18 protein-coding genes and 2 pseudogenes are annotated in these 21,140 nt (G+C 59.6%); 6 read left to right on the forward strand and 14 right to left on the reverse strand.

Features of this window, described 5'->3' with window-relative positions; translation table 11 throughout:
• The first annotated feature begins 56 nt into the window (after positions 1-56).
• Both LEPTO7104_RS39815 and LEPTO7104_RS43455 read left to right on the forward strand, forming a co-directional pair.
• Positions 57-1,107 (forward strand): IS630 family transposase gene (locus LEPTO7104_RS39815; protein WP_155523482.1). Its coding sequence is split into 2 segments (ribosomal slippage): positions 57-512 and positions 514-1,107, totalling 1,050 coding nucleotides; the frame shifts between segments, so codons are not numbered across the junction.
• A gap of 297 nt (positions 1,108-1,404) precedes the next feature.
• Positions 1,405-2,175: pseudogene (locus tag LEPTO7104_RS43455) on the forward strand (COG4705 family protein).
• 36 nt (positions 2,176-2,211) lie between these two features.
• Here the strand turns inward: LEPTO7104_RS43455 and LEPTO7104_RS0101950 are convergent.
• Positions 2,212-3,582 carry an IS4 family transposase gene (locus tag LEPTO7104_RS0101950; protein WP_083886984.1) on the reverse strand — a complete coding sequence of 457 codons (1,371 nt, stop codon included), beginning with the start codon at positions 3,580-3,582 and terminating at the stop codon, positions 2,212-2,214.
• Between the two features lie 241 nt (positions 3,583-3,823).
• On the opposite strand from LEPTO7104_RS0101950, the gene LEPTO7104_RS0101955 reads away from it, so the two are divergent.
• Together LEPTO7104_RS0101955 and LEPTO7104_RS0101960 are read left to right on the forward strand one after the other, a co-directional pair.
• Positions 3,824-4,114 carry a PepSY domain-containing protein gene (locus LEPTO7104_RS0101955; protein WP_017296863.1) on the forward strand — a complete coding sequence of 97 codons (291 nt, stop codon included), beginning with the start codon at positions 3,824-3,826 and terminating at the stop codon, positions 4,112-4,114.
• Positions 4,115-4,272: 158 nt separating this feature from the next.
• Positions 4,273-5,352 (forward strand): AI-2E family transporter, encoded by a 1,080-nt coding sequence (locus tag LEPTO7104_RS0101960; protein WP_017296864.1) that lies wholly within the window; start codon positions 4,273-4,275, stop codon positions 5,350-5,352.
• Between the two features lie 25 nt (positions 5,353-5,377).
• Here LEPTO7104_RS0101960 and LEPTO7104_RS0101965 read toward each other — a convergent pair whose 3' ends face one another.
• The 7 genes from LEPTO7104_RS0101965 to LEPTO7104_RS0101995 form a co-directional block, all read right to left on the reverse strand.
• Positions 5,378-5,824: an ATP synthase subunit C gene (locus tag LEPTO7104_RS0101965; protein ID WP_017296865.1), complete on the reverse strand. Its 447-nt coding sequence runs from the start codon at positions 5,822-5,824 to the stop codon at positions 5,378-5,380.
• Between the two features lie 186 nt (positions 5,825-6,010).
• Positions 6,011-7,801, reverse strand: a complete 1,791-nt coding sequence (locus LEPTO7104_RS0101970; RefSeq protein WP_017296866.1) for a V-type ATP synthase subunit I — start codon at positions 7,799-7,801, stop codon at positions 6,011-6,013.
• A complete protein-coding gene (locus LEPTO7104_RS0101975) occupies positions 7,798-8,463 on the reverse strand; it encodes a V-type ATP synthase subunit D (protein ID WP_017296867.1) in 666 nt (221 codons plus the stop codon). Before LEPTO7104_RS0101975 ends, LEPTO7104_RS0101970 begins: the two co-directional genes overlap by 4 nt.
• Before the next feature lie 3 nt (positions 8,464-8,466).
• Complete coding sequence (locus LEPTO7104_RS0101980) at positions 8,467-9,846, reverse strand: V-type ATP synthase subunit B (protein WP_017296868.1); 1,380 nt, start codon at positions 9,844-9,846, stop codon at positions 8,467-8,469.
• A gap of 60 nt (positions 9,847-9,906) precedes the next feature.
• On the reverse strand, positions 9,907-11,718 hold the full coding sequence (locus LEPTO7104_RS0101985) for a V-type ATP synthase subunit A (RefSeq protein ID WP_017296869.1): 1,812 nt from the start codon (positions 11,716-11,718) through the stop codon (positions 9,907-9,909).
• A 227-nt stretch (positions 11,719-11,945) separates the two neighbouring features.
• Positions 11,946-12,596 (reverse strand): DUF2764 family protein, encoded by a 651-nt coding sequence (locus LEPTO7104_RS0101990; RefSeq protein ID WP_017296870.1) that lies wholly within the window; start codon positions 12,594-12,596, stop codon positions 11,946-11,948.
• A gap of 18 nt (positions 12,597-12,614) precedes the next feature.
• On the reverse strand, positions 12,615-13,286 hold the full coding sequence (locus tag LEPTO7104_RS0101995; RefSeq protein WP_017296871.1) for a hypothetical protein: 672 nt from the start codon (positions 13,284-13,286) through the stop codon (positions 12,615-12,617).
• Between the two features lie 257 nt (positions 13,287-13,543).
• Here LEPTO7104_RS0101995 and LEPTO7104_RS43460 point away from each other — a divergent pair.
• Positions 13,544-15,196 (forward strand): annotated as a pseudogene (locus LEPTO7104_RS43460) (phosphatidylglycerol lysyltransferase domain-containing protein); the annotation flags it as partial.
• A gap of 57 nt (positions 15,197-15,253) precedes the next feature.
• Positions 15,254-16,165, forward strand: coding sequence for a lysylphosphatidylglycerol synthase domain-containing protein (locus LEPTO7104_RS43465; RefSeq protein WP_225887073.1), 912 nt, complete (start codon positions 15,254-15,256; stop codon positions 16,163-16,165).
• 19 nt (positions 16,166-16,184) lie between these two features.
• Here the strand turns inward: LEPTO7104_RS43465 and crcB (LEPTO7104_RS0102005) are convergent, their stop codons facing one another.
• The 6 genes from crcB (LEPTO7104_RS0102005) to ccmL all read right to left on the reverse strand — a co-directional run bounded on the left by crcB (LEPTO7104_RS0102005) (position 16,185) and on the right by ccmL (position 21,137).
• Positions 16,185-16,574, reverse strand: coding sequence for a fluoride efflux transporter CrcB (crcB, locus tag LEPTO7104_RS0102005; RefSeq protein ID WP_017296873.1), 390 nt, complete (start codon positions 16,572-16,574; stop codon positions 16,185-16,187).
• 79 nt (positions 16,575-16,653) lie between these two features.
• The gene (crcB, locus tag LEPTO7104_RS0102010) at positions 16,654-17,067 is read right to left on the reverse strand and encodes a fluoride efflux transporter CrcB (protein WP_026072290.1); all 414 of its coding nucleotides are present in this window, start codon (positions 17,065-17,067) and stop codon (positions 16,654-16,656) included.
• 69 nt (positions 17,068-17,136) lie between these two features.
• Positions 17,137-18,003, reverse strand: coding sequence for a beta-carboxysome assembly protein CcmO (gene ccmO / locus LEPTO7104_RS0102015; RefSeq protein WP_017296875.1), 867 nt, complete (start codon positions 18,001-18,003; stop codon positions 17,137-17,139).
• Between the two features lie 36 nt (positions 18,004-18,039).
• On the reverse strand, positions 18,040-18,675 hold the full coding sequence (ccmN, locus tag LEPTO7104_RS0102020; RefSeq protein ID WP_155523483.1) for a beta-carboxysome scaffolding protein CcmN: 636 nt from the start codon (positions 18,673-18,675) through the stop codon (positions 18,040-18,042).
• A 28-nt stretch (positions 18,676-18,703) separates the two neighbouring features.
• Positions 18,704-20,698, reverse strand: coding sequence for a RuBisCO small subunit-like domain-containing protein (locus LEPTO7104_RS0102025; protein WP_026072291.1), 1,995 nt, complete (start codon positions 20,696-20,698; stop codon positions 18,704-18,706).
• 136 nt (positions 20,699-20,834) lie between these two features.
• On the reverse strand, positions 20,835-21,137 hold the full coding sequence (gene ccmL, locus LEPTO7104_RS0102030; protein WP_017296878.1) for a beta-carboxysome shell vertex protein CcmL: 303 nt from the start codon (positions 21,135-21,137) through the stop codon (positions 20,835-20,837).
• Positions 21,138-21,140: the final 3 nt, after the last annotated feature.

Consider the following 21,140-nt stretch of genomic DNA (forward strand, 5'->3'; position numbering starts at 1 on the left):
ACCGATTCCCTATGAGGCAAGGCAAAATAGAGGGGTAGTGAGTTCAAGCATGAAGGATGGCTCGTCCACTGAAGTTAGAGGTTCATGAAAGTGCAGACTACCTCCTCAAAAGCCTGCGCCAAGCCCGAAGTGCCGCTCAAGCGGAGCGCCTGCGACTGCTGTGGTGGTACAAGAGCGGCCAAGTGACTGAGCATAAAGAGTTCAGTCATCGTCTGGGGCGCTCCCCATCGACGATTACGCGCTGGCTCAAGCGGTATCGAGACGAGGGGTTAGCCGGTCTGCTAGAGGAACGGACAGCCCCCGGTAAAGCCCCTCGCATCGACGGCGAGCTCCTGGAGAAACTCAAAGCGCGCTTGGATTCCCCTGAAGGCTTTGCCAGCTATGGCGAGGTGCAGCAGTGGCTGGAAGCCCAGAGTGGTGAGCCAATTCCCTACAAGACGGTGCATAAGACGGTACGTTATCGCTTAGGTGCCAAGCTGAAAGCCCCTCGTCCGCAGAACATCAAACAAGACCCAGTCGCCGTCGCAACCTATAAAAAAAATAGGTCTCGCCCTGAGGGTGTTAGGGGACTACTTTGGCCAGGGCAAACCCCTGCGCTATCTCTGTCAAGACGAGATGCGCCTGGGCTTGATGAGCCAGCGGGGGCGAGTGATTACGGCCCGTGGGGTCAAGCCGATAGCGATGAAACAGTATGTTCGCGAGAATTTTTGGCTTTATGGGGTTGTGGAACCGCTCTCAGGCTGGCACCTCTGCCAGGAATATCCTCACCTCAACGGGACGCATTTTCAGCGCTTTATCACGGCGGTCTCGAATGCTCTGGGCGACGATGTCGCCGTCATGCAGATGGATCAGGCCCATCGAGCCAAAACGTTGGTATGGCCAGACAACCTGATTCCTATCTTTCAACCGCCTTACAGTCCCGAACTCAATCCAGCCGAGCGCTTTTGGCAGCATCTGAAGTCACCGCTCAAGGGCAAGTGTTTCCAGACATTGGATCAGTTGCGGCAGCACATGGGTAACCGAATTGAAAGCTTGAGTACCGAGGCCATCGCCTCCTTGACCGGCTATGACTTTATCCTGGAAGCACTGTTCTGTGCAGCTTTATAGGGAATTGGTATCAGTTTCTGCTTTTGCCGCGAGCTACGGCGTTGTTTTCTGACTGCGATCTAACTTCCAGAAGATTGCTGACAGATTGCGATCGCTCGCACCAGCAGATTCTAAAACTCTTCTCCTAGCAGTCTTGCCGATTTCTTGACGATCGCACTCTACAGTCAAGTTGTGCAGGCAATACCTAGCCTTGCGGCAATACCCTGAGCTACATTTCGGAGCTTCTGGGTCGAGAGTGCTGACTTGCAAATTCAGCCCATATTGTTGCCTCCCCGACTTTTTTTAAGGAGAAAATCTATGCGGCCAAGGCTAAATAGAGTACCGGAGATAACCGCCGTCTTCTGGATCATTAAAATACTTGCAACCACCGTTGGCGAAACCGTCGCCGACTACCTGTCCTATAGCCTGAATTTGGGCCTGGCCGCCACGTCCTACATCATGGGGGCTTTACTACTGGTGGCCCTGGGCAATCAATTTCGGCTCCGGCGCTACGTACCCAGCAGCTACTGGCTAGTCGTCGTCCTGATCAGCATTGTCGGCACCCTCATTACAGATCGATTAGTCGATGAGTTTGGCGTCAGCTTAGTTACCACCACCGTTGTCTTTAGTATTGGCCTGGCGGCAGTATTTAGCGTCTGGTACGCCAATTAACGAACCCTGGCCATGCACTCCATCAATACGGCTAAGCGCGAAGCCTACTACTGGCTTGCCATTTTGCTGACCTTTGCCCTGGGTACGGCGGGGGGAGATTTGCTATCCGAAGGCACCGGCATGGGCTACGGGCAGGCTCTGCTCGTCTTTGCCGCCCTCATTGGCCTGGTGGCGGGGGGGTATTATTTTTTGCGGCTCAACGGAGTCCTGGCCTTTTGGCTGGCCTACATTTTGACTCGTCCACTGGGGGCATCGACCGGAGATTTACTGTCCCAATCGGTTGACAACGGAGGGCTGGGGTTTGGCACCACTGATACGAGCGTTCTTTTTCTTTGTATTATTGTCAGTCTGGTTATTTATCAGAGCTTTCGTCAGCCGAAGGGCGATCGCAGAGCCGTACAGGATCTTACGGAATGAGCTAACTTTAGCCGAATGTCACTGACGTAAGCCCTATCAAGCTACCAGCTTAGCTTTCAGGACTGAGCGGGGTTCCTGCATTCTCGGGAACGGTTTGGGACGACGTTTGACGACTCGGGGTTCTGAACGGTTGGGGCGAAAGGGAACAATCAGCTCTTGCACAGCGCTTAACAAGGCCTGGTAGCCTCGCTGTTGCTGGGATGGAGCGAGATGGAGAAACTCGGGTCGGAAGTGATTAAATTGTTGCCGAGTGCCCTGAAGGGAGAGCCGTAACGCGTCGACCTCAGAGTCGGCAGTCGCCTCCCACATGAGGGTTCGCAGCAGATTGTAGGTCAACAGATGAACCCAAATGCTTTTGGTCACCATAGCGGGCGTTTTGGCGGCAATCATCTCCATAGCTAAGGTGGTCTTGAGATGCCTGAGATTGACTTCGGTGGCCTGCCAGCGGAGGTGATAGAGTTCGGCCAATTTAGCTTTGCGATACCGCTTGGCGTCCATCAGGGTGGTCACCACTACGATGTTGGTCGGTCGAAACCCAGGCGTCTGAATGGAGAGAAAGACTTCGCGTACCTCAATCGACTCGGGTAAGGCTTCAAACTCCTCAGGCGAGAGGGCGTCGGGGCATTGCTTGGGGCGTTGCCACCGGACAATGTGGTCGCCAATCCCAAGCTTTTTGCCACGCCTGAAATCGCAGCGGCGCTGATGGTGCTTGCGAAAAACGGCATCGGCTCCCGTCAGCGCGACCCAGGCCAGATCCACATAGGTGCCATAGGCCGAATCGGCCACCACCACATCCTCTGGGCGCAGGGTCTGGTAAAGTTGGCGGGCTAAGCGCCACTCACTCACCCGAAAAGGAGCCATCGCTACCTCCAAGACCGCTCCCGTAGTCACGCAAAACCACACCTGAAGCTTCAACAGCGGAAAGCCACAGCCCGTCTTCTGATTGCTGTGTTGGGGATACGCCGCTTGATTGGCCTTGGTATCACTCATCAAGACCGTCGTGGCATCAAAGGCCTTGACTCGGCGACCACACCACCGTTGTTCCGGGGATACTTTCCGTTGTAACGCCCTCGTCACTCGCTTTAGTAGGGGTGGGAAAATGGACTCGCTCAGGCGCTTACGCGCTTTACTGTACCCCCCGGTATCGGCTGACGGCGGCTCTAAGCCCGCCAGGCTCATCCAGGCCACCACCCGCTTGACCGCATGGCTGAGACTGCCATCGACATCAAGAACTTGGGAGATCCAACTCCACAGCACTACCATTGGGGTGTAGAGCACTTGGCGATAGGCGATGCCTTGTTCGTCCACTACAGCCTGGACTTCGGCTTCCGGTAGAACCTTGGCAAAGGGTAGACCGATACTGTTTTGGTATTTCTCCTTGAGGACATCCGCACGATTCGGCATCATAGAGACATGGTTTTGGGTTTCGACGCTTCGATCTTTACAGATCAAGCGCTTGAAGCCTTTTCTGCTCTCTTATGTCAGTGCCATTCAACTTTAGCCCTTTTTTCGAATCAATCGAAGGGTTTAAAGCCCGCTCATAATTCCTCCTCTTTTTTGAAACCGTGTGATGTTGACACCGATTTGACACAGGCCTGACATTTGGCTCTGCAAAAGTTCAGTTACTCTTTCGTGGAAAAATAACATCATGACGAGCGCCAAAAACCTTCGCCAGGTTCATCGTTTCCTGGCTCCGCTGATGCTATTGCCAATTCTGCTGACGGTTTTGACTGGCTCGTTTTACCAGCTTGTGGATATGGCTGGCAAAGGAGAAGCCTTTGACTGGCTGATGGATCTGCACAAGGGCAATTTTGGGATCGTGGATCTACAGGTTATTTACCCCTTTCTAAATTCCCTAGGGCTATTGATACTGATCGCCACCGGCATTTTCATGTGGTTGCAGCCCAAGCGCCGGTTTCAAAAGAAGCTAAATTCATAGGCCACTAGTCTGTTGTTTGGGTCGGGCGTGGCAATGCTGTTGGAATCAGGACCTTAGCCAGCAATGATGCCACGCCCTAGGCCGGGTAGAGCGGGGGTGGCTGTATTTTCTCAAGGTGAAACCTGAGACAATATAGCTGACCCCTTTCTTCCTTGGCCATGAGCTGGAAATCTCGTCTGCTGCGCGTTGGTCTATGGGGTCTCACCCTGCCTTTGATCGTACTCAACGGGTGGGTACTGCTGCTGCTTTTCAACTACTTCCGCACCATTGTGACCATCGTGGTGGTGGCGACCCTGCTGGCCTTCGTGCTGGAGTATCCCGTTGCCTGGCTACAGCGGTTTAGCATTCGCCGTCCGCGGGCGGTGCTGATTGTGCTGCTCTCCTTTGGCCTGGTGCTGCTGATTTTGGGCATCACCCTAATTCCTGTCATCATCGAGCAGGTAAATGAGCTAGGCGATCGCCTGCCCAGCTGGATTGCCTCGGGTACCCATCAGCTCAACGGCTTGCAGTCCTGGGCGGTGGCGCGCCGCCTGCCGATCGATCTCAGTCGGTGGATTACGCAATTAGAAGATCAGGTGGCCAGTCAGCTTCAGTCGGCCAGCGGCGCCGTTGTTGGCACCCTGGTTAGCGCCATTGGCAGCGTGCTGAACGTGATGCTGACCCTGGTGCTGACCTTTTATCTATTGCTCTACGGTCGGCAGCTTTGGGACGGCGTATTTCGCTATTTTCCCGTCACCACGGGCGCTCAGCTGCGGGAAAGCCTGCGCCACAACTTTCACAACTATTTTGTCGCCCAGGCAACCGTGGCCCTGCTGATGGGAACAGCCATGACCGTTGCTTTTGTGGTCATTCAAGTGCCCTTTGGCCTCGTATTTGGCCTGGGGGTGGGCCTGCTGGCCCTGTTTCCCTTTGGGGCGGCGCTGGGCATTACCCTCGTGAGCAGCCTAACCGCCCTGAGCAGTATTTGGCTGGGGGTGAGGGTGTTGGTGGTGGCCGTAGTGATTGACCAGCTGATTGAAAACGGCCTGGCTCCCCAGCTCATCGGCGGGTTTACCGGGCTAAGCCCGGTCTGGATTTTAATTTCACTACTGGTGGGGGCAAAGGTGGCCGGGCTGCTGGGGGTGGTAATAGCGGTTCCCATTGCCGGGTCGATTCGAGATATTTTGGCCATCTCAGCGCCGCCAACGGTTGCCCCAGCGGCAGACATGGCCAGCCCCCATGTGCCCCATCAGCCGTGAACCGCCGAGGCCAAAGGGCCAGACCTCAGGCCTTTAGGCTCTGGCTCAGCACCAGGGCCATCACAAAGACAAATACCGCAAAGCCCTCCACAATCCCCGCCGGAGCCAGGGATTTACCAAAAATTTCAGGCTTGCTCTTAGAGGCGTTGATGGCCATGGCGCAGCAGTTGCCCTGGTAGGTGCCGCACATCAGCAGGGCCAACCCCGCCAGCCCGCCGATCGCAAAAATACCCAGCGCCGCCGCTGCCCCCGTCTTCTGCTGCAAGATAAACATCAGCACAATGCCCAGAATCGCGTGGGTAGAGGGCAGTGCTGCTACGCCGAGAAACTTACCGTGCCCTGTTTCGGTTTCCATCATCGCCCCGATCGCTGCCATGCCGCTGCGAGCGCAGCCAATGATGCTGCCAATGGCGCTGAGGGAGACGACGGCGAAGAGGCCGATGTAGGCGAAACCGATGAGAATGTTGTCCATGTTGAGTGTTTTAGGGTGAATGGGTGAAGGGATGGAGGAGTGGGGGAAGGTGGGGGAGGTGAGGAAGGTAGGGAAGGTGAGGAAGGTGGAGGAGGTGGGGAAGGTGGGGAAGACTTCTAAAACTAACGCCTTTGTTACACCACCTCCCTATCTCCCCTACTCCCCTAACCCCTACTCCCCACCTCCCTACCTCCCTGGCAAGTACTTCTGAAACGGCTTAAACAACTGCCCCTCTTCATTGGCGTCTTGGCTCCAGCGATAGAACTCGATGAAGTTGAGACGCAGACCGTGGATGGTGCCCGCCATGATGCAGAGGACGAAGTTCATCAGGTGGCCGAACAGCAAAATCACGAAGGAGAGCAGAATGCCCAGCTCGCCGAAGCTGGCGGCGTCCTGGGAAAGCTGGTTGAAGGTGAGGGCCAGATAGGTACTGGAGAGGCCGAGGGCAAACAGCCGCAGGTAGCTGAGCACATCGCCGAAGATTTTGGAGGCTTCGGTGAGGCCGTGGAGGCCGCCAAAAAACCACTGGCTGAGACCTTTGGCGTTGAGCGGGCCGGGGTGGCTGAAGCAAAACACCAGGACCAGCCCCGCCCCTAGCCCCCAAATACCCAGGTGAGACAGGAGCGGCGCCGGGGCCAGGAAGCCGAAGATCCAGGCGGCGTAGCCGCCGACTACCACCAGCAGCCAGCCCAGGTGCACGTAGAAGGCATGGCCGGGCCAGCGGTGGACCATGCTGATCAGGTTGGCGATCGCCACGTGCACCACCCCAATGCCGATGGAGAAGGCCATCAGCTCGTTGAGCTTCTCCAGGTTGGGCTGGAGGATGGCGATTTTTTCCAGCAGACTGGTGGCAGGGGGCTCAAAGCCGAAGTATTCGCCCATCAGCATGCCGTAGATGCAGGCGCTCAGGGACAGGGCCAGCCACAGCTGCCAAAACTGTTTTTTGCCCGATCGCACCAGTCGGCCCCGAAACAGCAGGGCCAGCACCAGCAGAATAACGCCATACCCGGCGTCGGCAATGATCAGGCCAAAGAACAGCACAAAGCTAACAAAAACCATCGCCGAGGGATCCCAGGTGCGGTAGCCCGGCATGCCGTAGATCTGAATCAGGCTTTCGCCCGGGGCAAAGGTGGAGGAGTTTTCTAAAAATACCGGCGGATTATCGTCCGGTGCGGGATCCTGAATTTCTAGAGCTAGCCCCAGGCGATCGCCCAGCTGCGCCACCACCTCGGTTTGATCCACCGGGCACCAGCCCTGGAGGGCAAAAATACCCGCCTCGTCGTGGGTCATGGCGTTGGCCTGGCCCAGTTCGCTGGCATTTTGGGCATCCAGCAGGTAGTCGCGCAGGGCCTGGATAAAGCGGGTGGCCCCAATCCGCCGGGTTTCCAGGTTTTCGATGCCGTCTTCCGCATCCTGGAGCTGCTCCTGCAGGTCGGCCAGGGGCACCGTGGGCAGCTTCAGCGGCTGAATGGGCCAGTCGGGCAGGTCGCTGTGAAGCACCGCCACATAGTAAAAGCGGTGGTCGCGCTTGATCAGCTGGTAGACGCAGTCCATCGCCGCCAGCTGCCGAAACTGTTTCAGGGTGAGCTGGTAAAAGTAGAACCTGAGGCCGTCCAGACTATCCTCCTCTGGCAGGCGAAAGTTGCCCCAGGGTTTGAGGGCGTCGATCTGGGTGGAGATGCGATCGCGCTCGTCGATCAGCCGCTCAATATCCGCCTTCAGCTTGAGCACCCGCTCCACCTGCTGCTGGGGGTTAAAGTGCTTCAGGTGGCGGGCCGGGCGCTGTTTCTGGGGGCAGTCTTCCAGGTACTTCAGGGCCAGTCGGGTGTCCTTGAAGGGATCTCCGATCAGCGGCGCGGCCTCCGTCTTCAGATCGATCAGGTGCAGCACCCCCAATGCCTGGAGCTGGGTCAGCACCGCCGATTTTTCGGCCAGCGTGCCCACCACCGTCAGTCGCTTGAGTTTGGCAATGGTCATGGCTGAGCCTCCGCCTCCGCGTAGGCATCGGACGGGTCCGCGCTGGCGGCCGCCTGGCTGTTGAGGAACGCCTTCTCCAGCTTGGCCTTAGCCAGCTTTGAGCGGCACACAGCCGTGCGTTCAGAATCGGAGATAAACAGCCGAATCTTGCGAATATTTTCCTTAGCCTCTGGGATAAGCACCTTTTCAAACAGGTTGATCCGCTGGGTTACCTTTTTCAGCGCCTGGCTCATCAGCTGCACCCGCTCCTCTAAAATAGTGACCTTGAGCTGCTGGCTGGCGGCCTCCTGAAGCGACTCCACCAGGGCGTCGATCCACAGGGGCGATCCCAGCCGGGTGTAGGGGCGCACCTGAAACTGAATGTCTCCCAGCACCGGCACCCGCACCCCGGCCACGCTCTCGTGGCGCTTTTCCCACCCCACCAGCGTGACCAGCCTCGACAGCTCCAGGGGCGTGGCGCTCAGCAGCGCCACCCACGACTGCACTCGGCCCTGGTCCGTAGCGGTTTGTTCCTTGGCGGCGCGGAGCATTTGCTCGGCCCGGTTCACCTCAATCAGGAGCTGGGTCTTTTTCAGATCTAGTGAGGGTAAAAACCGCTCGTAGACATCGATCTGGTCTTTTTGGGCTTTCAGCGCGCCCTTGTTAAAGGCAATTTTGGCCATGGCCTACCGCACCTCCACTAGGTCCACATCCTTAGCCGCCTCGGCAACGGTTATCTCAGCCTCGAGGTCTTCCGCTGCCGCCGCCCTGGGCAAATATTTCTTGATTAGGTCTTCCTTCATCAGCAGCTCCTCCGGGGAAAAACATTCCGCCAGGGTCTTCCAGCCCAAATTCAGGGCGTCATCGAGGGCAATGTTGACGTTAAAGTCCATAAACCGCTCCCGAAACAGCTTGCCAAAGTGCAGCAGCTTTTCATCGGTGTCGCTCAGCTCAAAGGCCAGGGACTGCTTTTTCTCGGCTTCCTTGGCCCCGGCAAAAAAGCGAATCATGGTGTTGGCGACGGCCCCGTGGTCTTCCCGAGTTTTGGTGCCAATCACCAGCTGCTTCAGGCGGGAGAGGGAGCCGAAGGGGTCGATGATGCGATCGTGCAGGTAGAACTGCCCTTCGGTAATGAACCCCGTATTGTCGGGCACCGGGTGGGTGACGTCGTCGCCGGGCATGGTAGTCACCGTCAGAATGGTCACCGAACCCGCCCCCTTAAAGTCGCAGGCCCGCTCGTAGCGGAAGGCCAGGGTGGAGTACAAATCGCCCATGTAGCCACGGTTGGAGGGAATCTGCTCCATGGCGATGCCCACCTCCTTGAGCGCGTCGGCGTAGGCGGTCATGTCGGTCATCAGCACCAGCACCCGGCGGCTGTCTTCCACCGCAAAGCGCTCCGCCACCGCCAGGGCAATATCGGGGGTCAGCAGGCGCTCTACCACCGAGTCCGAGGCCATGTTGACAAACATCACCGTGCGAGAAAATACCCCCTGGCTCTGGAAGGTATTCCAGAAGAAGTGATAGTCGTCAAAGGTGAGGCCCATCCCCGCAAACACGATGATGTCGGCGTCGGCCTGAATGCCGATGCGGGCCAGCAGTTCGTTGTAGGGCTCTCCCGCCACGGTAAAGATGGGGATCTTCTGGCTCTCCACCAGGCAGTTGAACATGTCGATCATCGGGATGTTGGTGCGAATCAGGTTGCTCGGCACCACTCGCATCCAGGGGTTAATGCTGGGGCCAGCAATCTCCACCTGGGGCTCCATGGAGAGATCGGGGCCGCCGTCGATGGGCTGCCCCGCGCCGCTAAACACCCGGCCCAGAATGTTGTCGCTGCAGATTACCTCCATCGGGTGGCCCAGAAACCGGACAGTGGCCCCGGTGGAGATGCCCTGGCCCCCGGTGAAAACCTGTAGCGTCACCAAATCCCCCTGGAGGCGAATCACCTGGGCGGGGGAGGTGCGGCCATTGGGATTGTTCAGGGTCGCTAGCTCGCCGTAGCGCACTCCCTTGGCCTTAATTTTGATAATGTCGCCGTTGATCTCAAGAATGCCGGTGTGTTCAATCATGGTGATGGTTAGGATGTGGCACAGCAGAAGCGCGTTTAGAGTATTTCCCCCGCGGCCAGGTCATGCGTTTTGATCCAGGAGGGTCTCCAACTCCTGCTCGTAGCGCTGGTAGTCGCTGGAGTCGAGGACGGAGTAGTTGAGATTTTTAAACAGGCTGGTGAGTTTGGTAAACAGACCGTAGGCGTCGGGCTTGGTCGCCACCTTAAATTCGGCTTCCAGCACCTTGAGCACCAGCAAAAAGCTCTGCACCTGTCGGGCCTGGGGGCTGGAGGCATCGACATCGTCGAAGGCATCCTGCTGGAGGTAGGCGTTGTCGAGGAACTGGGCCTTGAGATAGACGATGTAGTCTTCCAGGGGAATGCCCTCTTCGCCAGTCACCTGCATCATTTGGTTGATAGTATCGCCGGTTTTGAGCAGCTCCAGGCTGAATTTTACTTTCTCGACCCACTCGGGAGAGAGGTGGGTGCGGAAGTAGTCTTGCAGCTGGTCGAGGTAGCGGGACCAAGAGATCAGCGGCTCGATCGCCGGGTAGGCCCGCCGGTAGGCCCGGTTGTAGGTGAGGCCCAAAAACACCTTCACCGTGGCGATGGTGGACTGGGTGACGGGCTCCTCGAAGTTGCCCCCCGCCGGGGAAACATTGCCCAAAATCGTCAGGCTGCCGACGGACCCGTCGCGGGTGCGCAGCACGCCCGCCCGCTCGTACATGCCCTTGATGCGGGAGTCCAGGTAGGCGGGAAAGGCCTCTTCGCCGGGGATCTCCTCCAAGCGGCCCGAGATCTCCCGCAGCGCCTGGGCCCAGCGGCTGGTGGAGTCGGCCAAGAGCAGCACCTGAAGCCCCATTTGCCGGTAGTACTCGCCCAGGGTAATGCCGGTGTAGATGGAGGCTTCCCGCGCCGCCACCGGCATGCTGGAGGTGTTGCAGATAATGATCGTGCGCTCCATCAGGGGACGACCGCTGCGGGGATCGAGCAGGGCCGGAAACTCAGTCAGGGTTTCGACCACCTCCCCGGCTCGCTCGCCGCAGGCGACGATGATTACCACGTCCACCTCGGAGAATTTGGCGATTAGCTGCTGCAGCACGGTCTTGCCCGCCCCAAACGGGCCGGGCACGCAGGCGGTGCCCCCCTTGGCCAGGGGAAAGAAGGTGTCGATGATGCGGATGGTGGTGACCAGGGCCTCGCTGGGGTACTGGCGCTCGACCAGGCGGCGATCCTGCATGTCCTTGGAGAGGGGCACTTTCACCGGCCAGCGCTGGAGCATGGACAGGCGAATGGAGTCGCCGCTGCCGTTTTGCAGGTGCACGACGGGTTCTTCGATGCGGAAGCTGCCCTCCTGGATGAAGCTGACCGCCAGCCGGTGGGGCTGGTCGAAGGGCACCATGATCTTGTGGGGAATCTGCCCTTCCATGACGGTGCCCAGCACGTCTCCGGCCTGCACCGTGTCGCCGACTTTGACCTGGGGGGTAAAGGTCCAGCGGCGATCGCGGTTCAGCGCGTCGAGATAGATGCCCCTGGGCAGAAAGAAGCCGTGGGTCTGGGCCAGGTCGGCCAGGGGGTTTTGCAGGCCGTCAAAGACCCGCCCCAGCAGCCCCGGCCCCAGTTCCACCGAGAGCAGCTCGCCGGTACAGACGATGCGATCGCCCACCCGTACCCCTTTGACATCCTCAAACACCTGCATGTCGGCCCGGTTGCCCTGGATGCGGATGACTTCGGCCTTGAGGGACTGATCCCCCACCGCCAGGTAGGCGACCTCGTTTTTGACCAAATTGCCCTGCTCTAGCTCCAGGGTGACGACGTTGGCATTGACCTCGACCACGCGGGCCAGGGCCGATTCTAGCTGCGGAGATTCAGTGGGAATTGCTGTATTAACCATTCCTGGGGCCTGAGTGAGGTGGATGAACAAGCGTAGGGTGGGCACCGCCCACCCGTGACGTAGGGTGCATTGCTTCGCGTTGGCAAAGCCTCGCCCTTGGCGAAATGCATCCTACATCACACGAAATTCTCTGTACCAAAAGCGGTGCATTGCGGCCCAAAGCCCTAACCTGCGCAGAATTGCCAAGCTTGATAGGCCGCGAATGCACCCTGCGATTTATGGGGAAATCAATAGGCATTCTGCAAGATCTCCCCCACCAGCTGGTCGAAGCGCTGCTGCCCGGCGGCCTGGTCAACCCGGCTCCAGCGAAACAGAATGTCCCAGCGGGCCAGGTAGGCCGCGATCGCCTCCAGGGTAAAGGGGTTGTCCCGAGAGATCTGCACCGCATAGTTCCAGCGCACCTCGTCCATGCGGCGCTCTAGCAGCTGCACCTGGCCGGTTTCCAGGTAGCCCCGCACCTCCGGAATCCAGGCATAGCGGGCGGCCAGACCAAAATCTGGCTGCTGCCAGTTGCGGCGAATCTGCTGGGGCAGGGCGCCAGAGGGCAGCACCGGGGTCATGCCCAGCAGCCGCTGGCGCAGGGCCGAGACAATTACCAAAATTGCAATGTCGGCCTCAAACAGCTCTTTGATCCGGGGGTGGGAGATCTGCCCTGCGGCAGCGTCGATCATCTGGGCTACCTGCTCATCGGTGTAGCTGGTAATGGCGTAGAGCTGCTCGTGAAAGTTGACAATCACCCAGAGCTGCTCCCGGTCTTCTGGAACCAGGGACAGCAGGCGAGACTTGAGCTGGTTGCGGCTGATGGGCAGGCGGTTGAGGGAAAAGTCGTTGCTCAGGAAGGGCAGGCTGGACACGACACCGTAGTAGGGAAAACTCATCGACCCAGGTACTCCGCTCTACACATAGCCTTCTAGCACCGAGCGGAACCGGGGCAGCAGGTATTGCTCCAGCAGCCGGGCCACCGCCTGGTCGGTCAGGTCAATCAGAATTTGCTCCTCCTCGACCCGCACCTTGAAGCCGCTGAAGTGCTCGTCTGTGGCGGTGAACTCAATGCCCTCCCGCAGTCCCTCCTGACAGAGGGACAAAATCCAGTTGGCGATCGGCGATTCGCTGCTGGGGGGGGCGCTGGAGCGGCTCTCCGACAGCAGCACGGTCAGGGCCTGATCGGCGGAAACCCCCTCGGTTTCTCGCTCACAGACCGCCAGCAGCAGCTTTTGCAAAAAGGCGTCCTGATCAAACTGGGCGCTGACCTGCCGCCCCAGCACCTCGCTGAACAGCCCGGCAATTTGGTTCTTAAGGGAAATCAGCACATCTCGCGCCGCCAGCCGCAGAGCCTCTTGACCCACGGTTTTCTCTCGCTCGGCGGCTTCTCTGGCCTCTACTCGAATCCGCTGGGCTTCGGCCTGGGCCTCGGCCACAATTTTACGGGCCTTGGCCTGAGCCTCTTGAATCAACTGTTGAGACTGACGCTGTCCCGCTTCAATGCCCTGATTTTTTAAGCGGTCAATCAGAGCCTGAACCCCTCTCTCTTCGGGAACTTCAACCCCTAGCTGGCTATGGGCGCTCATTCAATATCCCTTTAAAGCTAGTTATTTAATTGGCTAACGCTTGACTCTAGCCTTTGGCCTACAGTACGACCTCAGCCATAAAAAGGCAAAGACTAATCTAAGGGTTGAGCATAGCAAACCTGTGGCAAATGGGTGTCAGCATCGACACAGGGTTAGGCCCAGATCAGCGGTACGGGCCATGGGGCGGCGGCACAAGCCCGTCCTTTGGACACCGTCCTTTAAACTTGGAGAAGTCCCCTGCAATCTTTGGAAACGGCGTGCTGAACCAGCGTTCACAACTCGGTATTTGGATGGCTACGGTGCTGACCGCCCTGATGGGTCTGGTTAATCTGTGGTCGGCGGTGACCCCTGGGCTGCCCCAGCGGGTGGCCTGGGTCAGGGATGCTCTGCCGATTGAGGTTCGGCTGGGGGCTCACCTGTTTGCTGCCCTGAGCGGATTTTTTTTGCTGCTGCTGGCGGCCAATCTGCTGCGGCGTAAACGGGTGGCCTGGTTTCTGGTGGTGGGGCTGCTGCTGGTCTCTATTGTCAGCCATCTGCTCAAGGGGCTGGACTACGAGGAGAGTCTGCTGGCGGTGGTGCTGCTGGTGCTGCTGGTGCGGCTGCGGCCAGTGTTCACCGCCCAGTCCGATCGCCCGTCGATTGTTCAGGGCCTGCGGGTGCTGGCCGGGGCGCTGCTGTTTACCCTGGCCTACGGCACCCTGGGGTTTTGGCTGCTCGATCGCCACTATGCCGCCCCCTTTAGCCTGCCGGAGGCGATGGGCCAAACCCTGGCCATGTTTTTTACCGCCGACAACGGCGGCCTGGAGCCCACCACTCGCTTTGGTCGGCATTTTGCCGATTCTATCTATATTGTGGGGGCGGTGACGCTGCTCTACGCCGCCTGGATGCTGTTTCGCCCGGTGATTTTTCGCGGCACCGCCAGCGAGGCTGACTGGCAGCGGGCCAGGGCCATTGTCGAGCAGCACGGGCGATCGTCTTTGGCCCGGTTTGCCCTGCTGGAGGATAAATCCTACTACTTCAGCCCGACGGGGCAGACGGTGATTGCCTACGTGCCCAAGGGGCGCGGCGCGGTGGCCCTGGGCGACCCGATCGGCCCTGCCGCCGACCGCCCGGGGGCGATCGCTGGCTTTCGGGAATTTTGCGATCGCAACGACTGGCACCCGGCTTTTTACCAAACCCTGCCCGACGACCTGGATCTGTACCAAGCGCTGGGGTTTCAGGCCCTCAAAATTGGGGAAGAAGCCGTGGTCGATCTGCGCGAGTTCACCCTGGAGGGCAAAGCCGGACGCAATCTGCGCACGCCGCTGAACAAATTCACCAAGCAGGGCTACCGGGTGCGGTACTACGCGCCCCCCCTCACCGACGACCTGCTGGCCGAGCTGCGGGTGATTAGCGACGACTGGCTGGATCACATGCAGGGGGCCGAAAAGAAGTTTTCCCTGGGCTGGTTTGACCCCGACTACCTGCGCGACTGCGTCATGGCCGTGGTGGAAGACCCCCAGGGCCTGCCCATTGCCTTTGCCAACCTGGTGCCCGAATACCAGCGCAACGAGGCCACTATCGATCTGATGCGCCACCGCCACGAGGTCGAGCGGGGCGCCATGGACTATCTGTTTATCGCGCTCTTGCAGCACTGTAAAGAGCAGGGCTATGAGGGCTTCAACCTGGGGCTAGTGATCTTCTCTGGAGTCGGGGAAACCCCAGAGGCGCCCCGGCTAGAGCAGGGGGTTCACTACCTCTACGCCCACCTAAACCAGTTTTACAATATCCAGGGCCTGCGGGCCTACAAAGACAAGTTTCATCCCCGCTGGGAGCCGCGCTACTTCGTCTACTCGCGCCTGGCCAGCCTGCCCGAGGTGGTGGTGGCGCTGGTGCGGGCCGACTCCGGCGATCGCCTGCAAGACTACTTCGGGGCTCAGTTCTTTAGCACGGCCCTGACCAACGGCCTCAGGCGCCTCTCGCGGGTGGTGCCGATTTTGCTTAGCCTGGGCCTATTTGCCCTGTCGATCTGGGCGATCGCCAGCGAGCTGCGCAAATACCAGCCCCAAGAAATTCTCAGCGGCATGGCGGCGATTCCGCCCGAAGTCCTGCTGCTGTCCGTCGGCCTGACGGCGGTCAACTATGGGTTTCTCACGGGCTACGATGCCCTGGCGGCCAGGTTTGTGCGGTATCCCCTGCCCTACCGCAAGACCGCCCTGGTGGCGGTGATTAGCTATGCCATCAGCAACAGCGTCGGCTTTGCCCTGCTCAGCGGCAGCGCCATTCGCTATCGCTTTTACACCACCTGGGGGCTCAGCCCCGGCAAAATTGCCCAGATGATTGCGTTTTGCAACCTCAGTTTCTGGGTCGGTCTCTTTGCGGTGGGGGGGCTGGTCTTTACCCTCGAACCGCTCTCGGTGCCGAGAATTTTGCACCTGCCCTTTGGCACCGTGCACCCCCTCGGCATTGTGTTTCTGGCGGTGACTGGCAGCTACCTCGTGCTCAGCAGCGTCAGTCGGCGATCGCTCAAAATTAGAGACTGGGTGCTGCCCCACCTGCCCGTCGAGATTTCCCTAGCTCAGATCCTCGTCACCTCCTGCGACTGGGCGCTGGCGGCGGCGGTGCTCTTTGTACTGCTGCCCGCCCACCCCGATCTGAGCTACCTGATCTTCTTTGGCAGCTACCTGCTGGCCCAAATTGCCGGGGTAGTCAGCAATGTCCCTGGAGGCCTAGGGGTCTTTGAAACCGTGCTGATTTTGCTCATCTCACCGCCTATCTCCTCCGCCCAGCTGCTGGGGGCGCTGCTCTTGTATCGGGTAATCTATTACTTTTTTCCTCTGCTGGTGGGCATTGTGCTGCTGGCCCTCTACGAAACCAAAACGCTCAAAGACAAGGCCTAGGGGGCGATGGCGCTGTGGGTTACCCCGATAGCTGCCGGGCCAGGGCAATACCAAGCTCAACCCCTAAAAACCCTGCCACCAGGCCGCCCACACCGTAGAACAGCGCCTGACCATAGGTTTTTTGCTTGAGCAAATTAGTTGTTTCTAGCGCGTAGGTTGAAAACGTCGTATAGGAGCCTAAAAACCCCACAAAGATCAAGTGATTGAGGGGCAAATTGGGGTTGACTGACGGTAGGTAGGTGGCCAGAAACCCCATCAGAGAGGCTCCCGAGAGATTGACCACAAAAGTGCCAAAGGGGAAATAGCCACCCAAGGCCCGCGCGCAGATCAGCGTCAGATAGTAGCGGCTGAGCGCCCCAAATACCGCACCCAGCCCAATCCAGGCTGGCAATAAATAGGGGGATTCCATGGTTGCTTATGGGCTAAACGAAGACTGAAACCGACAGATCCAAATTGACAGGCCCAGGGCTGAGATTCAATTAGCTTAATCAATTTTGCTCCAGCTGTTTGAGCAGCCACTCCGCCAGGGCAATCCCCAGCTGGAGGCCAATCAACCCCAGCAGCGCACTCCCGGCCCAGTAGTATAGAGCGGCCCCGAGGCGATCCTGGGCCAGGAGGCTAGAGCTCTCCAGTTCGTAGGTGGAAAAGGTCGTATAGGACCCCAAAAAACCCGTCAAAAGCAGTAGCCGCAGGTCGGGGTGGAGGCTGATTGCCCGCCCCACCGACAGCGTAGCCAATAGCCCCATACCAAAGCATCCAGTCACATTGATAACCAGCGTGCTGAGGGGCAGTGCTGTACCCAAAAGGCCGTTCAGGGCAATCCCGACGTAGTACCGACCCAGCGCGCCTGCGATCGCCCCCAGGGAAATCGCCAACATCGTGCGCACAGGCTGTTTCACCATGGTCATTCGCCCGACTCAACTGGATATCTACATTGGGTCAAGGCCCGGCCAGTGCCGTCGAGGGCGGGCCTAAAGCTCCTCGTCCGCCAGCTCTTGCTCCACCGTCAGCTCCAGGGCAATCGGTGCGGCCTCTTCTGCCGCCGCCTCGATCAAAATTGGCTCGGCCTCAACCTCTTCCGGCTTGGTCTCCAGGTTGAGGGGCATGCGTAGGGGCTGCTCTTGCTCCTGTTCCTGCTCCATGGCGGGCAGTGACTCAACGAGATCGTCCAGGGGGCGGGGAATGACCATGACCGCATGCAGCTCGCCGATGCGCTCGGCCTCGTGCATGCCGGCTTCGATCGCGATCGCCACGTTGGGCAACGAGCCGCGAATTAAAATAGTGCAGAGCCCTTCGCCAATGGCCTCGTGGGACATCAGCTCCACATCGGCGCTCTTGGTCATGGCGTCAGCCGCCCCCACCATGGCCGGAAATCCCCGCGTTTCTAACAGCCCAATGGCCTGACTGCCCAGTTTGCCGCCCCCCTCACCGCGCAACTCGTCCCAGCGGGCGCAGATGGGCAGCACCGCCTCCAGGTTGGGCAGCGGACGCGGGATCAGCGAGGACGAGACGAACTGGCCAAACTCCTGGGCGGTTTCGACCCCGGCCTCTACGGCCATGCGCACATCGGCAATACCCCCCCGCACAATGGCCGTGCAGTGGCCGCCGCCGGTTTTTTCATAGCCCACCAGCAGCACATCGGCGGCCTTCAGCATGGCATCGGCGGTGCCGACGATCGCCGGAAAGCTCTCCGCCGACACCATGCCCAGGGCAGCCCCGCGATACTTGTCGCGCCGCTGGGCCTCCGTGGGCTTGGGTGCGGGCGCGGCCAGGGTTAGCCGCCTGGGTGTTCCCGCCTTGAGGTCGAGGGGCGAGGCTAATTTGCCGTCGGATTGCATAGGGTGCCTCTGCACAGGGATGTCTGCCTCTCCATTCTACGGCCTGTCCTCTGGGGTAGCGCCATTCAGAGCCTGGCGCTGGGGAAATAGAGTCGCCAGCAGACGATTGACCTGGGTTTTGCCGTAAACGGTGGAGCCGTTTGAGGTATTGCCGTTCTGCACATTGCCGTAGGCAGTGGAACCGTTCGGAGTACTGCCGTTGGAGATATTGGCGCTGGAGATATTGCCGTTTTGGGCAACAGTCCCATAGCCATAGCCGCCGCTGGTCTGGCGATCGCCGGACCCAGACCCATGCGGCTGAGCACCCTGGGCTGAGGCTGCCTGACTTGGATCGCCCAGCAAAGACCCCGGAGCAACCACCTGAGCAGCCCCCAGGGCAGGATTGATGATGGTGCTGTTGGCCCCGATGCAGGTGTGTTGGCCAATGGAGCCATGGCCGACCACCAGCACACCGCTGCCCAGGCTCACCCCTGGCTCAAGCACCAGATCCCCCTGACTGGCCTGGACTACCGCATCGGCCCCCAAACACACCCCAGAGGAAATCACCAGACGACAGCCCGGTGCCGCGCCCAGCAGCACACCAGAGGCCATAGCTACCCCCGCCGCCATATCCACACTGCCTTGGATATGGCCGTTGGTAGGCGAATGACTGGCCTGGGCGGATGTTGCCACGGTCAAAGATCTTTGCGTCAGGATTGGGTTAGGGGCGCTGAATCGTAGATTCAAGCACTCGTTTCTTTACCTTCGGATCGATGCCTATCAGTCGCACATATTCCCCTGAATGCTGGCGCAGCTGTGACTCTAGCGCAGACAGCACATCGGAGACCCGGCTGCCGCCTAGGGAACCCCCCGTTTGCCAAGCACCGCTGCGGTAGCGGCGCGCATCGGCGTGCTCAAGGCTGAGTCGACAGCCCTGGTTGACCAACTGCTGCACCTGCTGCACCACGTCCTGGGAAAGTCCGCCCATCGGAGCCGAACCGTTACCACTAGACTGGCTGAAACCGTTGGAGGCGGGTGCTGCCGGGGTTGGCGAATGCTGGTACGGCACTTGGCTACCCGGCCGCTGAAGGGTGATTGGGGTCATCCGGCGCTTGGCCTTAGGATCGATGCCAAAAACACGGACGTATTCGTTGGGATGTTCAGCCATACAGGTCTGTAGGGCCGCCATCACATCGCTCTCCCGGTTGCTGGTAATGGGGGCGCAGGTCTGCCACACATTGCTGCTGTAGCGGCGAATATCGGCATGCTCGGCCCCGATGTGGTACCCCTGGCTCAGCCACTGCCGCACCTGTTGGGCCGAATCTCCAGAAACCGACCCAGGGCCACCATAGCCCGGGGAAGACCCAAAGCTCGAAGCCGTGCTGTAGTTTGGCGGATTTACCGATGGACTAGATAGGGAGCCGGGGCTAACGGCCGGAGAACTGCCGTCGGGGCGCTGAATCGTCACGGGTGCCACTCGGCGTTTGGCCTTTGGATCGATGCCAAACAGCCGCACGTACTCGCCGACATGCTCGGCCAGACAACGCTCTAGGGACGCAAACACCTCGCCTTCATGGGACGACTGAATCGGGACACAGGTTTGCCACACATTGCTCTTGTAGCGTCGGGTGTCGGCGTGTTCGGCACCGATGCGGTAGCCCTGTCTGAGGTACTGGCGCACCTGGTTGACTACCTCTGCGGAGAGTGGCCCACCGGTCGATGACGCCGCTGGGCGATAGGCGCTGCTGCTGCTGGATGAGGCCTGAGCTACGCTACCACTGACGGCTACACCCTTCCCATCGGCTCGCTGAATTGTCACCGGGGCGATGCGCTGCTTGGCCCTAGGATCGATGCCAAACATGCGCACATATTCTCCCGAGTGCTCTCTTAGACAAGCTTCCAGGGCGGCGAACACCTCTGACTCGCGCGGCGATTGAATCGGGCTACAAGTCTGCCAAACCCCGCTGCGGTAGCGGCGAGAGTCGGCGTGCTCGGTGCCAATGGTAAAGCCCTGGGCCAGGTACTGACGGGCCCGCTGGACAACGTCGGGGGGTAGCAGTTGAGAAGTCATAGTGCCAAATCCATCACGTTCGTTTGAGTCTGCTGTGCGGTCGGGGAAAGCCGAGCCCGTGGGCTCGCGCCAAGCGGTCGGGGTCACAAGGCCCGCCGTGTCTGAAAGCTCGTCAACCAAAGCCCGATCGGCGGGGCCAACATCGGGCAGACCGTCAGCCTGGTGCTGCTGGGTAATCACTGAACCAGAGGGCACCAGCTTACCTGGGGGCACCTCCACGTCCTGCACCAGGGCATGCATCATGACGACGCAGCCCGCCCCGAGGCGAGCGTTGTAGAGGGTAGAGCGAAAACCAATAAAGCAGCCGGGGCCAATGTAGACTGGGCTTTGCACGAGGGCCTTATAGCCTAGGAAGGCGCGATCGCCCACCCAAACGGCGTAGGAAGCGCGATCGTCGCCCAGCACTCGCCCCTGAGCACGACCGTAGATCGAGGTCCCCTCCTGCAAGACACTGGCCGGGCCGAGCCGGACCGTGGCGCTGGGGTCGGCCTGTACCGTTACCCCTGCCGCCAGCACCGCACCCGCTTCTACCAATACCTGCCCCTGCACCTGGGCTAAGGGGTGGACCCAACCTGCTGATGACCCAGAGGCCCGCCCCGAAGCCGCCGCCTGGGTCGGAGACGCCGCTGGTGTGCGGATCGCCATTGCTACACATCCTCCAAAAGAACCCTTGACCGCTCGGGCATGCATCGCCCAAAAACAGCCCGCCCAAAACAGCTGCCAAAGTGCTAACCAACCGCCATCCGACCGCCCCAGAAAACCGCAGAGCGTCCGAAGTTAACTAGCTAAAATCATCCCGCTTATTGTAGAGATTGCCGCTGTCGAGACTGACCGTATCGACAATGGCAATCACAGCTGCATCCACAGGACGATTTTCGTAGCCGTGGTGCTGCCGGGCCCCGCTGCCCTGGGTAATCAACACCCATTCGCCCGGGCCAGCCCCGACCACATCGGCGGCAACGGTATAGTCAGGCAGCAGATCTCCCGTTTCGCTAATCAGCTGCACTAGCAGAAACTTAGCGCCGCTTAAGCTGGGCTCTTTACAGGTGCTGACTACCGTGCCGCGAACCTTAGCCAAGAGCATAGC

The sequence above is a fragment of the Nodosilinea nodulosa PCC 7104 genome (assembly GCF_000309385.1).
GTDB lineage: Bacteria > Cyanobacteriota > Cyanobacteriia > Phormidesmidales > Phormidesmidaceae > Nodosilinea > Nodosilinea nodulosa.